The sequence below is a fragment of the Floridaenema evergladense BLCC-F167 genome (genome assembly GCF_041929205.2).
Taxonomy (GTDB): Bacteria; Cyanobacteriota; Cyanobacteriia; order Cyanobacteriales; family Aerosakkonemataceae; genus Floridanema; species Floridanema evergladense.
Window position 1 is genome coordinate 5,032,308 of the sequence record NZ_CM171625.1, and the last position, 15,446, is coordinate 5,047,753.

Sequence of the window (15,446 nt, forward strand, 5' to 3'; positions counted from 1 at the left end):
TTCCCAGGTTGAACCTGGGAACGAGGATCAGGGAGGTTCCACCTCCAGAGTGCAAGATCTTAGGAGAGTGTCAACGAATCATTTGGCAACAATTGTGATGAATCAATCGTCTGTTCAAAATGTACTTAATGCTCGTGCCCGTTTGGGTGAGAGTCCGGTGTGGGATGTTGAGAATCAACGACTTTTTTGGGTGGATGTCTATAATCACCGAGTTCATTTGTTCGATCCAGCGACTCGGCACGATCGCTTTTTTGATGTCGGTGATGTGGTGAGTGCGATTCAGAAAGCAGGTAGCGATCGATTACTGATTGCACTCTCTAAAAGCCTTGCTTTTCTTGATTTGCAAACAGGTGAAATTACGCCCATTTCCGAAGTGCAATTTCCTCATCCCCAGACTCGCTTTAATGATGGCAAATGCGATTCTCAAGGTCGCTTTTGGATTGGTTCCATTTGTGAAGCATCGGGGCAAGCAACTTTGTATCGTTACGATCCAGATGGTTCTTTACAAATCATGGAAAGAGGGTTAACTATTTCTAATGGATTAGGTTGGAGTCCCGACGAGTCAACTTTTTATTTGACTGATTCTGCTCAACATAAGATTTATGCTTATGATTTTGAAGTGGAGACAGGAACAATTAGCGATCGTCGTGTGTTAATTGACCTAAGCGATGAAGGTGTAGAACCTGATGGATTAGCGATCGATTCTGAAGGCAATCTTTGGTCTGCACTTTGGAATGGTTGGTGTGTTGCTTGCTTTAACTCAAAAGGTGAAGAAATTTTTCGAGTTAGAATGCCAGTACAACGCCCTACTAGTGTTGCTTTCGGTGGAACTAATCTCACAGACCTTTATATTACATCGGCATCGATCGGGCTGAGTCAAAAAGAAATTCAACAGGAAATTACTGCCGGAGATTTATTTTGCTTGCCAACTAATTCTACCGGAATGCCTAGCCATCAATTTTTCAATTCATCAATGTAGAATATGAACCGTAAAACTTTTTTGATTGTCACTTTAATAGTTGGATCGCTTGGAATTACATCGATAAATTCTGTAGTGGCACAACAAACTACAAAAAAACCTACTTCATCTTTGCAAATGGCTCAATTCTCTCCACTTAAAGGAAGTTGGCGACTGGGAAATATGGCATTATTAGACTTGCCAACGCCGATGGTTCCCTCGCAAGAACTAACAGCAGAATTTGCTGATGGACGTATTTCTGGTTCGGGTGGATGTAATCGCTTTATGGGTAGTTATGAAATTCAGGGCGATCGATTAACTATCAGTCAACTTGCATCAACTTTCAAAGCTTGTGAAGAACCGATTATGAATCAAGAGTCTAAGTATCTAAAAGCATTACAAGGTGCTCAAAGATTCGAGTTAGATGATAAAGGTCTAACAATTTATTATCAGGTCGAACAAGAATCAGGCGTTTTACGCTTTGTTTCTAAAAACGTTAGGGGATTGTGGTAATTTGGAAAGTTTTGAGTTTTGAATTTTGAGTTTTGAGTTGGGGCTGGGGACTGGGGAAAGCTTAACCAGGATTTATTGATTTACATGATGAACAGGATTAATCAAGAAATCTGGTAAATTCTGGAAATCCTGATAGAGTTTTGAGTTGTCTTCTTGTCCCCATCTCCCCTGCTTATTTAGACGTGAACAAGCGGAAATAAAGAGATTGGGAAAACTCTTTAATGGGAAAAGCAATATAAGTAATCGGGTTAATGGTAACAATTATGTCCCGAAAATCCCTTTTTGCTAAAGCTACGATCGCCCAAGCTATCCATCGAGCAGACATTACACCATAAGGATTTAGTTGACTCTTAAATGGGCCTAAAATTAACTTACGAATCACGCAAGGAGCATCTAATCGACGCAGAGTAATTAAGTCTCCGAGAGTTCTTTTAGACAGTTCGTACAAGGGACTAAATGCTGGATTAACTTCGGCTTCGGATGTGTTAATCCAGAGTTCTTTAATCGCTTTGTGGTCAGATTCGGTGACTGTTTCTAGAAATAATTCCCCTAATTTTACGGCAGAAATAGTGTTGATTTCGTAAGCTTTTTGGATGGCTGCGGGAGAGCGATCGCCATGTACATTCACGCCATGATTAACGATCAAAATATCAATGCTTTTCAGACGATTGATTAACTCTGCTTCCGCTCCTAATTCCCAGTAGACTACTTCAATTTTTGGCTGAAATTCAGCAGATTTATTAGTAGTAAAAGCGACTATTTTTGCTCCTTGGAGGGAAAGTTCTTCAATTAATGCTTGTCCTAAAGTACCAGAAGCTCCGGTAATTCCTATTACTTTTCCCTTCAAAGATAGAGCAGTTCCCAACATTTTATCTGTTAATGTAAAGTAACCACAAAAGTAAGCATTTCCTTGATCGAAGTGATGTCGCCAGTGATAAGTACGATTCACTGTCCATTGGGAAGGTATTTCGACTAAATCTCCTTGTTTATGAGCAAAATCAGTGACGAGCAACAGTCCTTGGGAGCGTGCGATCGCAGGAATCACAAAAATGAGAGAATATAAGGCACCGAGCCACATTCCATAGATGCCAAAGCTCTGAGCTATTCCTGCTGCTAAAGCCGTTACTCCAAGCATTACCAAAGACTCAGGTACATCATTGTACCACTGTGCTTTCTTATAAGCTTCTAAGCTGGTCATACTCAAATCAGGACGATAAGCTTTGTGATGCAGGTTATGGAAGCTTTGCAAAGGTTTCCAGTAGTGCCCAGCCAGGTGATAGGCATCCCGTACCACTTCGGCATATAGGACAGAGAACAGTCCCAGTATTAATTGAATAAGCAGTTGAGGGGATAGTAGTTGGAAGTCCATCCGGTTTCGTAAAATTTTTTAGTTATTTGTAAATGAGCTTTATCCGTTAATATAGTAATACGTTTTTTCTCCCCATCCCCCATCCCCTTGTTCTCAGTTTCTAGCTCAACAGTAATTCGATCGTCCTTACACTTAGTACTATTTTTAAGTCTGTACTCCATTATGAACTAACTAGTAAGGACAGTATTTAAGTTAGATTTACCATTAGATTTGAGATTAAGATTCTTAGTTTTTTGCTGTTGATAATCAGAGATAGAAACAAGTTGCCATTGAGAATTTTCTCCTAACTCCAATACCCATTTATGATAATTTAATATACTTTCTCGATGTCCTACACTGATAAAGGTTGCCTGAGATTCTTGTAACTGTTGATATAAATTTTCTTCGTTTATTAAATCTAAGGCACTAGTGGCTTCATCTAATATAGTAAATCTGGGACAAGTTATTAGTATTCGAGCAAAAGCAATGCGTTGTTGTTCTCCCAAAGATAAGATATTTTCCCAAGGAACTTCTCGATCGAAACTTTCAATTCGCGATAGTAAATGTGGCAAATTAACTCGTTCTAGGACTGCTTCCAATTCTCGATCGCTTATTTCCCGATTGGTATTGGGATAAAGTAATTGTTGGCGCAAAGTTCCCAAAATTATATAAGGACGTTGGGGTAAAAATAACATCTCTTCTAGAGGAGGTCGCACTAATCGACCAGTTCCAGAATTCCACAAACCTGCGATCGCACGCAATAGAGAACTCTTCCCAACTCCACTGTGTCCAACGATTAATAAACCTTCTCCCGCAGGTACAGAAAGTGATAAATGTTCTACTATCACTTGTTCATAATTTGGGGTTTGTAAAGTTAAATTCTCAAAACCTAAACGATTTTCTTCTAGAGTTTTAATGGTACTTACATTTTTGGGTTTTTGGGTGACAGATTCTAAAGCTTCCGAAAACTCTGCTAACCGTTCAGCATAACTGGAAAATCTTCCTGCATTACTAAATTCACTAATTAATTGTCCTAAAGCATTAGAGAAGAGAAAACTACATAAACTGGCTTGTTGAATTTCGCCAAAATCAATTTTATTGGTGATAAATAAAGGTGTCAGTATGAACATTGAAAATATAGTAATGGCAGATTGATATCCTTGGTTAAAAGCATCTTGATTTCTCTCCCACTTCAATCTGCGTTCAATACTAGATAATACATTCTCGAATCTCCTCTGGGCAATTTTAGCTTCTTCCGTTTCTCCTTGGAAAAATGCGATCGATTCAGCATGATTCCGAATATGAGTTAAACAATAATTATAGTCAGCTTTAAATCTCAGTTCTGCTTGACTAATCTTGTGCATTTCTTGATTTAAGTAAATAGCAACAAAATTCCCTACTAATGTATAAATAATTAAAATAGTTGTAATTATCGGAGAAATTGACCAAATAATTATTAAAAAAGTTACCATTTCCATCAGTTTTTCCAGTAAAGTAGCTGATAAACTGAGAAAATATCTAGTGATAGGTTCAATTTCTTGAGATATGCGTTGATCTGGATTATCTAAACTAGATTTAAAGTTAATTTGATAATAGGCTCGATTGCTTAAGTATTTTTCCAAACTATGGTTGTTTAGCCATTTGTACCAATCAAGAGCAACCTTTTTTCTCACAAATCTTGAAAATGCTATTAAGACAGTGACTGCGAAAATTCCTAGAGTAGAAATCCATAAAGTATCAATATACTTTGATAGGTCTTTTTCTTCAATAACAATATTGATTACATAACGATTCCAGTAGCTATTAAAAGCCGTGACGCTGACCAAAGCAATTATCAATAAAATCATGAGAACTAACATTCCCCATGATTTTATTACCTCAGAAAATGCTCTTCCTTCTGCTTGTGTGGGATACCAGTAAGGTTGAGCGATCGCTCTCACATTCTGCCAAAACCTCAAAAAATTGGCAGAAGCACTGTTTAGCGGTTGATCGTTTGTTTGCATATTCCTGGCATATAAACTTTAGTTGTTTTCCTTGATTCGTTCAATCATATTACCTAAAATTTAGGAAATTAGCACATTTGCGATCGCCTCAGAAATCGGCAAATCTAAATCTTTCTCCAACATTCCCCACTCTCCCAAAGGATTAACTTCCAAAAACACATATTCTCCCGATGGTGTCACAATAAAATCAAACGCTCCAAACAATAAACCAAATTTATCCATAAAAGCTTTCAGACAACCAACAATCTGCTCAGGAAGTTCATGATGTTGCCATTTACCAACATCAACGCCTGGAGAACGCCAATCAACTTTAGCTCCGGCATAAATAGAGGCATCCAAAGCCCCCACAAATACATTACCATTCACATACACCACCCGCAATTCTAACTGCTTCGGAATTTCTTCTTGAAAAACCATTGGACAATAACGCAGTGACTCAGCATCAAGTAAATCTTCCTCTTTCACCACACTTGTGTACAGAAAAAAAGCAGGCTGTTCCATACTCCGGGAAAGAGAAGTTAATAATTTACTCACCATTTTTCCCTTAACTTTTTGGAAAAACTCCCTAGCTGCATCCGCCTTATTAGTAACAAGAGTTTGCGGAATTATCAAACCTAACTCAGAAGCAACGCGCAGTTGACGTAACTTATTATGTGCAACATCGATTCTTTCTAAATTATCCACCCAACGGGCTGCTCTCAAACTATCCCAAAAACCATCCAAAGTTGCTAGTGATTCTTTAATACAAGCTTCTCGGAATTGAGGAGCTAATTCTTTACCCAAATTTGGCTCCCATATCCGGCGCATCCATACTGCTTTTACCTGCTCTGTACTTATAGAATTAGCGCCATATTCCAACTTATGGTAACTTCTCGACTTATCAAACTGTGCTGTTAATTGTACTTCTAGCGGAAACTTATCAGTGTCGAAGCGAAATGGTTGAACTCCTTTTTTTGCCAAGGCTTCTGCTACTCTATCTATGGTGAAGAAATCTCCACTATGGGTAATTAATAAAATGACATCACGGGATAGAGACATAAAATAACTGTTTTGAGGGTATGACAATTGTCTAATTAGGTTTTTAGTAGTGAGTTCAGTTGTTCTAGAACTCAAAGTCCTAACTATTGTCTATTTGTAACTAAAATTTCAGCAATTGCTTCAGAAATAGGGAAATGAGGGGAAAATGTTTCCAGCCAAAAGAATTCACCTACTGGGTTAACTTCCAAGAATATATGTCGATCGTCCGGTGTGACAATAATATCGATCGCTCCATAATTTAACCCAAAATAAGCCATCAGTTGCAGCAACTTTTTTTCCACATCTTCCGGCAAATTATAAGGTTGCCAATCTTTAACTAAAGCTCTCCCTTCTTTGCGCCAATCATAAGTAGAACCTGCAAATTTTTGCGAATCAACTGCTGCTGTAAATACCCGATGTCCAACAATAGTTGTCCTTAACTCCAACGCTTTGGGTACATTTTCTTGAAACGTCATCGGACAAAAACGTAGTCCTTCCAGATTTCTTAAATCTTCTTCTTTCACCAGGCTAGTATACACCACCTTTTCTTGTCCTTGCTCATCATAAATAGCAAAAGAAGAAAGCATTTTGGTAATAATTCCTTGGGGAAACTCTTGAGCAAATTGCTTCACAGCTTCAGGATTATTTGTTGTCAAAGTGCGAGGAGTTAGCAACCCAAATTTTTGAGCAATTTGCACCTGAATTTGCTTATTTTTAGCTACATCAACATTAGACATTTTATCGAAATGGAAAGCTTTTAAACTAGCAATCATGCCTCTAACGCTAAGACGACATTCTTCAATTGAAGCATCTCTTAATTGCCTATCCATTGAATGCGGAATTTTTGCTCCATAACGCATTCGTCGATACCAAACTGACGAAACTTCGCTCAAATCTAACTTTTGTTCGCCATCAGTAATAACTATCTGTTCCGCATCACCGTAATTAATGTCTAGTAACACTTCAGTCGGAAATCTATCTGTATCAAAACGAAAAGCTTTTTCTCCTCTAGCTTCGATCGCTTTCATTACTAAAGGAATACTTTCGTTATCATTGCTAAAAGTAATAATTAAAACAGTCATTTGGGTTGAGATTGTAATTATCTAACTTAGCGCATAAAATATTTGTTTGGCGATTTTTTGGGAAGGCATAATCTTTGCCATCCGAGAATTAGCTTTAAAATGGCAAAGATTATGTTTCCGAAGTAATTAAAAGTTTTGCAATCTAACTTCCTGATTTTCCGAGCCAATAGCTAAATCTACCGATCTTCCCAATCAGAAGGAAACTTAAAAGTATATGGTAAGGGAAAAGGAAAAGGAGGTTGAGTAGGGGTCGAAGGAGTATCTGAAGGTTCAGATGGTTGCTCTTCTAAGAAACGAGCGAAAAAAGGTACAGCATTAATATCTGTATTCTTTACTATTTCTGTAGCCATGATATTTTTCCTTGCAAAGTGCTTTGTCACCATTAATTATTGCTCAATTAAGTAAGTTAGTCAAGCAATCTATTAATAATTTTATCTTTTAGTTTCATAGCAAATCTGAGGAGTTGCACCAATGGAGAAATTGAGCATAAGACAATAGTAATTATTTAAAAAACGTCAATTTCATTTACATTTTTAAGGAACAATAACTGATATCATGTCTGGTCAAATACCCATTCTGTAGAGACGTTGTATACAACGTCTCTACAGGGTTTGAGATTAAGGATACTACGGTTGATTAGCCGAACATTTAAAACCCTCCTCTATCAGATAAAAATTATTGTTTTTTTAAGAAAATATCAGTTTTACCGAGCAAATTAGACAAATATTTTGCTATCAAATCTGGCTCGATCGCAGGGAAAACAAGATCTGTACCTGCTAATCCAGAAAGGGCATTAGTAAAATCAAACTCAGGGGGTTGATTTTGCTCGGTGGTCTGATTGTTTGGTTCGGGAGCCATTGCCACAAGTGATTGCAACAATTTGTTGGAAGATGTCTGATTAGTTCGTATCAGGTGCGATCGCCATTCTTCATAAGAAATCTCTTTAAGAGGATAGCCCAAAGCCCGAATCCAGTTGTATAGATCCGCGATCGGAGTGTAGTGAGAATTCAGCAAGTGAAAAGCCTTTCCTAAAGACTCTTTTTGTTGGGATAGATGAACAATAGCACGACTCATATAGTCAACGGGAATAATGTTATCTTTCGCGTTATCTAGTGCGATCGCCATTCCTAAATGAATGAAGCCTAAAATAAATGTGCTCCAAAAATCGTCCGGCGGGGAAATACCTGTTTGGCTATGTCCTAAAATTCTCGCGGGTCTGTATATACAAACAGGCAGTCCGCGATCGCGTGCCAGCATCATCAACCTATCTGCTACCCACTTAGTTTGAGCATAGCCATTATTCATATCTTTGCTATGTTCAAGCGGGTCTGATTCTAAGACTATTTTTCCCGAATAAGCTGGGGAAGCAAAAACCGAAAGAGTGGAAACATAATGGACAGGCTTAAGCTTAATTTCGCTTGCTAATCGCACAACTTCCTGCGTTCCTAAAACATTTGCTGGCTTAAGAGTTGAGTAAGGATAAACGAAATTTACCAGTGCGCCATTGTGATAAATAACATCAATCATCGCAGCCAAATCTTGAAAATTCGATCGAGAAAGACCTAGTAAATTCTGCGACAAATCTCCAACCACAGGCACAATTCTAGAACTAAAAGCCTCTTGCCAAATTTGTAACGATTCCATCTGACGAAGTAACTTTTGATAAGCCTGTTTTTCATCAGCAGAACGGATTAGACAATAGACATCAGCCTGAGTTTGTTCTAAAAGTTCATACAACAAATGAGATCCCAGAAAACCACTAGCTCCAGTCAAAAATATCTTCTTCGGTTCATTCGTATATGTAAAAGGCACATTCTCAATCTGAATACTTGGATCTAAAACCGCCTCTGCCTCTAAATCTACCTGTGTATCAGTGGTAATCGGAGCAGAAGAGTCAAGTGTAGCAGCAATTATCGTTGCTAGATCGGCTACAGTCGGTGCAGCAAAAAGACTCTGCAAAGGCACTTCCACTTGCAACTGGCTTCTTATCCGCGACACCAGTTGGATGGCAAGTAGGGAGTATCCCCCTAATTCAAAGAAATTATCATAAATTCCCACAGAATTTAAGTTGAGAACTTCTGCCCAAATTTGGGTGAGGATTTCTTCAACTGAGTTACGGGGGGCTGCATATTTGTCTTTTTGTTCGGAGTGGAAATCTGGTTTAGGTAAGGCACGGCGATCGACCTTACCATTAGGAGTTAAAGGTAAAGACTCCAAAATCACAAAAGCACTCGGTATCATATATTCTGGAACTTGAGCTTTGAGGAATTCCCGCAGTTCACTCACCGTCAGTGCTGTATCTGGAAGCGGCACAATGTAAGCCACCAAGCGTTTATCACCAGGGATATCTTCTCTAGCAATTACCACAGCAGCTTGCACTTGAGGACATTGACTTAACAAAGCTTCAATTTCGCCCAATTCAATACGGAAACCGCGAATTTTTACTTGATTATCGATCCGTCCCAAGTATTCAATATTCCCATCCGGTAAATAACGAGCTAAATCCCCGGTTTTATAAACTCGTTCATTATTGTCAAAAGGATGAGGGATAAATTTTTCTTGTGTTAATTCTTTCCGATTCAGATAGCCTCTGGCTAGTCCAGCACCTCCAATGTGCAATTCTCCTGGTACTCCTACTGGGACTGGTTGCAAGTAAGAATCGAGAATGTAAACTTGAGTATTAGCAATCGGGCGACCGATCGATGGTGATGCACTAAATTCCTCTGCTTTCGGGACTACCAACCCAGAAGTTGTTACCACTGTATTCTCTGTTGGCCCATAATTGTTTACCACCGAAAATGGAACAGAAAGCGATGGATAGTTGTGAAGCCGATCTCCACCAACTAACATAGTTCGCAACGCACTTGTTTCATTCCATTCCAGAAGTAATAACTTTTCTGCCAATGGCGTGGGTACAAAAGTAATGCTGATTTCTTTGGCAATTAGCCAGTCTCGCAAATCTGTTGGGGAGTAAAGGGTGTCTGATGTCACTAAGTAAACACTGGCTCCAGCACTCAGGTAAGGCCACAATTCCCAGACAGCTGCATCAAATGCGGTTCCGGCTAATTGGGTGGCTTTGTCTGATGGAGCGATCGAAAAAGTACTTTGATGCCAGAACACTAGATTGAGCAGTCCTTGATGGGTGATTAGTACTCCTTTGGGTTGTCCTGTAGAGCCAGAGGTATAAATCACATAAGCCAAATTAGTTGCTAACACTTCACTGATGGGATTGTTCTGACTCCATTGTTGAATTATTTGCCAGTCTCTATCCAAGCAAATTAAATTTTCTTGAGTAACATTTAGCTTCTCAAGAAGTCGCTGTTGGGTCAAAAGCACTTTTACCTGAGCATCATCAAGCATGAATTGTAAGCGTTCTTGCGGATAATCTGGGTCTAGAGGAAGATATGCTCCTCCGGCTTTGAGAATCCCTAATAATCCCACAATCATATCAATTGAACGTTCGACACAAATCCCCACCAATACATCTGCACCAACACCCAAAGAACGTAAATAATGTGCTAATTGATTGGCGCGATCGTTCAATTGTGAATAAGTTAATTGTTGGTCTTCAAATATTACTGCTACTGCATCGGGTGTCTTTTTTACTTGTTGTTCAAATAATTGATGTAGACATTGATCGATCGGATAATCAGTTTGCGTATCATTCCATTCCACTAATAACTGCTGTTGTTCAGTTGTGGTTAAGATTGGTAATTGCGAAATTGGTGTTTGGGGATTTTCAACGATAGCTGCGAGTAAAGTCTGAAAATGACCTATCATCCGCTCGATCGTACTACCATCAAACAAATCTGTATTGTATTCCCACCATCCCACTAGTCCGGTAGAACTGTTCTCCATTGACAGAGTTAAATCGAATTTAGCGATCGGCATTTCCAATTCTTGAGGACTCAGAGTTAGCCCAGATAACTCTAATTCTGATAGCGGCGCATTCTGAAGCACAAACATCACTTGAAACAACGGACTATAACTTAAATCTCGTGATGGTGCCACCGCTTCCACTAACATTTCAAACGGCAAATCTTGATGAGTGTATGCCGCCAATGATACTTCTTTTACTCGATGAATTAATTCGGTAAAACTGGGATTTTCTGCTAAATCAGTTCTCAATACCAATGTATTGACAAAAAAGCCTATTAACCCTTCTATTTCGCTGTGGTTGCGGTTAGCAATAGGTGAACCAACCACAATATCTGATTGTCCCGTATAACGGTAAAGTAAAGTATTAAATCCTGCCAACAAAGTCATAAACAAAGTTACTCCTTGTTCTTGACTTAGTTGTGTTAATTTCTCAGTCAGGTCTGATGAGAGAGCAAATTTTTGATGAGCACCTGTATAAGTTTGTACTGCTGGTCTTTGGCGGTCTGTCGGTAGGGATAATAAAGCTGGAGTATCAGCTAATTGTTGTTTCCAATAACTTAATTGAGTTTCCAGAACTTCCCCTGACAACCATTCTCTCTGCCAAATTGCAAAGTCAGCGTACTGAATCGGTAGCGGTGTTAATGGTGATGGTTGATTTTGAATATCAGCATTGTACAGTGCTGCCAGTTCTTGAACAAATACACCTATTGACCAGCCATCACTGATGATATGGTGCATACAGATAATCAGAATATGTTCGGTTTCACTCTTGTTGATTAATGTGATTCTGATTAAGGAATCTTTGGCTAAGTCAAAGGGTTTAATTGTTTGTTCTTGGATTAATGCTTGGACAGTTATTTCTTGTTCTTTTGTTCCTAAATGCTGCAAGTCTATTAATGATAAAAACCCGTTGTTTTCGGGGTTAATGATTTGATTTGCTTCCCCGTCAATCGTGATGAAATTAGTCCTTAATACTTCATGTCGCTGAATTATTTCTCTTAAGCTTTTTTCTAAGGTGGCTATTGGCAATCTTCCGGCTATTCGCAATGCCGAAGGTATGTTGTATAAGGCACTATTGGGTTGAAGTTGGTCGATAAACCACAATCGCGTTTGAGCATAAGATAGTGGTAATTCATTCTGGTTTTCTCGCTTAACAATTGGGGGGAAATTCAGTTGGAGGTTTTGTTGTTTTATGGCTTGAATTAATGAAGCTAGTTCGGCAACTGTGGGTGCGCTAAACAGTGTCCTTAGTGGTAGTTCTATTTGTAAGTGTGTGCGAATTCGGGATATTAGTTGGGTCGCTAGTAGTGAGTGTCCCCCGATTTCAAAGAAGTTATCGTTAATTCCGATTTGATTTAGTTTGAGAACTTGGGAAAACAGATGACTAAGGATTTCTTCTATTGGGGTTCTTGGTGCTACATAGTTCTCTGTGGGTGCGTTATTTAATTCTGGTGTTGGTAGGGCGCGGCGATCGACTTTACCATTGGGTGTAAGTGGCAAGGTTTCTAGGAAGATAAAGGTACTCGGTACCATGTATTCTGGCAAAAGAGCTTTGAGATATTGCCGCAGTTCGTTGGTTGTCGGTGTGATTTCGGAATCAGAAACTAAATAAGCAACCAAGCGTTTATCTCCGAGGTTGTCTTCCCGGACAATTACTACAGCCGCTTTGACTTGGGGATATTGCCCCAAAATTGCTTCGATTTCTCCTAACTCGATGCGGAAACCTCGGATTTTCACTTGGTTGTCGATGCGTCCCAAATATTCGATGTTGCCATCTGGTAAATAGCGGGCTTTATCTCCGGTTTTGTAGAGGCGGGAATCGGGTTCACTGCTGAAGGGATTGGGGATGAATTTCTCAATAGTTAATTCTGGGCGGTTCAGGTATCCTCTGGCTAGTCCAACTCCTCCAATGTGCAATTCTCCTGATACTCCTACTGGTACTGGTTGCAGGTAGGAATCGAGAATGTAGATTTGGCTGTTGGCTATGGGGCAACCGATCGGTGGTAGTAGCGACCGATTCGCTATAGAATCACTCAAGGTAAAACTCGTCACCACATGACTTTCTGACGGCCCATAATGATTGTGCAACGTACAATTCCTCAGCTGATTCAACCAACGGGTAATTGCCGGAGTCATCTGTAGCTGTTCCCCAGCTGTCACGATTTCCCGCAGTTGCAGCACTGACGTACTATCCATCCCTACCTCAGCCAGTTGTTGTAAGCCGACAAAAGGAAGAAACAGTCTCTCCACTGCTTGTTCTTGCAGTAAACCTAATAAAGCCACTGGATCTCGGCGCAATTGCTCACTAATCAGCACCAATGTCCCGCCATCGCACCAAGTAGAAAACATTTCTTGGCAAGAGACATCAAAGCTTATCGGTGCAAATTGTAGGGTTTTGCCTCCCGGAGAAATAGTAGTATGTTGCTGTTGCCAAATCATTAGATTGACTAGGGGGAGATGATTCATCGCTACCCCCTTGGGCTGACCTGTGGAACCAGAGGTATAAATTACATAAGCCAAGTTGTTGAGATGCACATTAGTAGCAGGATTTTCCTGATTAAAGCCGGAAATCACCTGCCAATCAAGATCCAAACAAACAGTTTGTGCTTGATGCTTCGGTAGTCTGTCCACCAATCCCTGTTGTGTGAGCAGCACCGCCACAGATGAATCTGTCAGCATAAAATCCAGACGTTGAGTAGGATATTCTGGGTCTAGGGGTACGTAAGCTCCACCCGCTTTGAGAATGCCCAGTATTCCCACCATCATCAACAAAGAGCGTTCCACACAAATCCCTACTGGTACATCAGCACTCACACCTAAAGAGCGTAAGTAATTTGCCAACTGATTGGCGCGAAGATTCAATTCCTGATAAGTGAATTGTTGATTTTCAAAGACTACTGCTACTGCATCTGGTGTCTTTTCTACCTGTGCTTCAAATAATTGATGTAGACATTTATCAGTTGGATAATCTGTTTGCGTATTATTCCATTCTACCAATAACTGCTGTTGTTCGGCTGCGGTTAAGATTGGTAATTGAGAGATTGGTGTTTGTGGATCGGCAACAATAGCTGCGAGTAAGGTTAGAAAATGATCCATCATTCGCTCAATGGTACTGTCATCAAACAAATCAGTATTGTATTCCCATAATCCCACTAGTCCATTAGTAGTGTTCTGCATTGATAGTGTCAAATCAAATTTGGAAACTACGCTTTCCACTGGCATTGAACTAACTTTTAATCCAAAAACTTCTATTTCCTGTAAGGGTGCATTCTGAAGTATAAACATTACCTGAAATAAAGGTGCATGACTTAAGTTCCTTTCAGGTCGCAGGGTTTCTACTAGTATTTCAAAGGGTAAATCTTGATTAGCGTATGCTCCTAAAGAGACTTTTTGTACCCGATTCAATAACTCTAAAAAATTGGGATTGCCTGATAGGTCTGTATCTAGAACTAAAGTATTGACAAAAAAGCCGATTAATTGTTCAAGTTCTAAACGATTACGGTTAGCAATAGGTGTGCCGATGGCTATACGATCGCTATTTGTATACCGATACAGTAAAATAACAAAGGCTGCAAATAGTGTCATAAACAGAGTAACACCTGCACGCTTACTCAAATTTACAACTGCTTCGCTTAAGTCTATTGGTAGTTCTAAATATTTGCGAATACCTTGGTAAGTTTGAATAGCTGGTCTTGGTCGGTCTGTGGGTAATTCTAGTAAGGGGGGACAGTTTTCGAGTTGTTGCTTCCAGTAGTTAAGCTGATTTTGTAGTTCTTCTGTTTGGAAGTAATGCTTCTGCCAAACTGCAAAGTCAGCGTATTGAATTGGTAATTCTGGTAATTTTGGAGATACATTATTGCAGAAGGCTGAGTAAATGGTTGCTAATTCCTGCATAAATATACCGAATGACCAACCATCGAAGATAATATGATGTATTGTTAACAGTAAAATATGCTCTAACTCTGTTAGTTTGAGGAGAGTAACTCGAATTAAAGGAGAGTTAGGAAGATCAAAAGGTTGAGAAACTTCGGTTTTTACTAATTGTTGAATAGTGTTTTCTTTCTCTATTTCAGGAATTCCTGTGAGGTCTAATACTGGTATATTTAAGGTTAAATTTTCTGCAATTACTTGAATTGGTGCTTCATCTAAAATTTGGAAGTTAGTACGTAAAATTTCGTGGCGATCGATAATTTTGTTAATGCTCTGCTCTAGTGCCATGATGTTTAAGGAACCATGAAGCTTTAGAGCAGATTGTTCGTTGTAAAAGGGATTATCTGGTTCTAACTGGCTCAAAAACCATATCCTTTCTTGCGGAAAAGATAGCGGTACTATTTTTTTGTTATCGCTTTCGCGTAGTGCGTGCGTATCGACTTTTGTAATCGTTAATTCACTATCGGTTGTACTCCTATTTTGCTGTTGCAATAAAGGTATAAGTTCTGCTTTATGTTTAACTAATAACTCGCGAATCTCTGGGGTGATAAAACCTTTAGGAGCATTAACACGCAACTGCTCGCCTTCAACCCATAACTTTACACCTTGGTCAGAAATATCCGATAAAAATTGATTGAGATTCATTGAACTATTACCTCTATTTTGTTAATGAACTAAAGCAGAATTTGGGAGCTTTGCTAATCAATAAGTATTAG

The 15,446-nt window shown here is 39.3% G+C and carries 8 protein-coding genes; 2 read left to right on the forward strand and 6 right to left on the reverse strand.

The genetic code is table 11. The features are described from left to right. Positions 1-97: 97 nt before the first annotated feature. Together ACE1CA_RS24575 and ACE1CA_RS24580 are read left to right on the forward strand one after the other, a co-directional pair. A complete protein-coding gene (locus ACE1CA_RS24575) occupies positions 98-979 on the forward strand; it encodes an SMP-30/gluconolactonase/LRE family protein (RefSeq protein ID WP_413281567.1) in 882 nt (293 codons plus the stop codon). 3 nt (positions 980-982) lie between these two features. Beyond that, entirely contained in the window at positions 983-1,471 is a 489-nt protein-coding gene (locus tag ACE1CA_RS24580; protein ID WP_413281566.1) for an META domain-containing protein, read from the forward strand. A 172-nt stretch (positions 1,472-1,643) separates the two neighbouring features. Here ACE1CA_RS24580 and ACE1CA_RS24585 read toward each other — a convergent pair whose 3' ends face one another. From ACE1CA_RS24585 to ACE1CA_RS24610, 6 genes are all read right to left on the reverse strand, one after another. After that, positions 1,644-2,840 carry a bifunctional sterol desaturase/short chain dehydrogenase gene (locus ACE1CA_RS24585; protein ID WP_413281565.1) on the reverse strand — a complete coding sequence of 399 codons (1,197 nt, stop codon included), beginning with the start codon at positions 2,838-2,840 and terminating at the stop codon, positions 1,644-1,646. Positions 2,841-3,007: 167 nt separating this feature from the next. Further along, positions 3,008-4,822 (reverse strand): ABC transporter ATP-binding protein/permease, encoded by a 1,815-nt coding sequence (locus ACE1CA_RS24590; RefSeq protein ID WP_486517516.1) that lies wholly within the window; start codon positions 4,820-4,822, stop codon positions 3,008-3,010. 60 nt (positions 4,823-4,882) lie between these two features. Then, on the reverse strand, positions 4,883-5,860 hold the full coding sequence (locus ACE1CA_RS24595; RefSeq protein WP_413281563.1) for an MvdC family ATP-grasp ribosomal peptide maturase: 978 nt from the start codon (positions 5,858-5,860) through the stop codon (positions 4,883-4,885). A gap of 83 nt (positions 5,861-5,943) precedes the next feature. Next, a complete protein-coding gene (locus ACE1CA_RS24600; protein ID WP_413281562.1) occupies positions 5,944-6,921 on the reverse strand; it encodes an MvdD family ATP-grasp ribosomal peptide maturase in 978 nt (325 codons plus the stop codon). 176 nt (positions 6,922-7,097) lie between these two features. After that, positions 7,098-7,271: a microviridin/marinostatin family tricyclic proteinase inhibitor gene (locus tag ACE1CA_RS24605; protein ID WP_413281561.1), complete on the reverse strand. Its 174-nt coding sequence runs from the start codon at positions 7,269-7,271 to the stop codon at positions 7,098-7,100. Between the two features lie 325 nt (positions 7,272-7,596). After that, on the reverse strand, positions 7,597-15,375 hold the full coding sequence (locus ACE1CA_RS24610) for an amino acid adenylation domain-containing protein (protein WP_486517517.1): 7,779 nt from the start codon (positions 15,373-15,375) through the stop codon (positions 7,597-7,599). Between the last annotated feature and the right edge of the window lie 71 nt (positions 15,376-15,446).

Bases quoted from the DNA above. Each gene is read 5' to 3' on its own strand.
- ACE1CA_RS24600 (WP_413281562.1), bottom strand. From the start codon at position 6,921: ATGACTGTTTTAATTATTACTTTTAGCAATGATAACGAAAGTATTCCT.
- ACE1CA_RS24595 (WP_413281563.1), bottom strand. From the start codon at position 5,860: ATGTCTCTATCCCGTGATGTCATTTTATTAATTACCCATAGTGGAGAT.
- ACE1CA_RS24575 (WP_413281567.1), top strand. From the start codon at position 98: ATGAATCAATCGTCTGTTCAAAATGTACTTAATGCTCGTGCCCGTTTG.
- ACE1CA_RS24590 (WP_486517516.1), bottom strand. From the start codon at position 4,822: ATGCAAACAAACGATCAACCGCTAAACAGTGCTTCTGCCAATTTTTTG.
- ACE1CA_RS24585 (WP_413281565.1), bottom strand. From the start codon at position 2,840: ATGGACTTCCAACTACTATCCCCTCAACTGCTTATTCAATTAATACTG.
- ACE1CA_RS24605 (WP_413281561.1), bottom strand. From the start codon at position 7,271: ATGGCTACAGAAATAGTAAAGAATACAGATATTAATGCTGTACCTTTT.
- ACE1CA_RS24610 (WP_486517517.1), bottom strand. From the start codon at position 15,375: ATGAATCTCAATCAATTTTTATCGGATATTTCTGACCAAGGTGTAAAG.
- ACE1CA_RS24580 (WP_413281566.1), top strand. From the start codon at position 983: ATGAACCGTAAAACTTTTTTGATTGTCACTTTAATAGTTGGATCGCTT.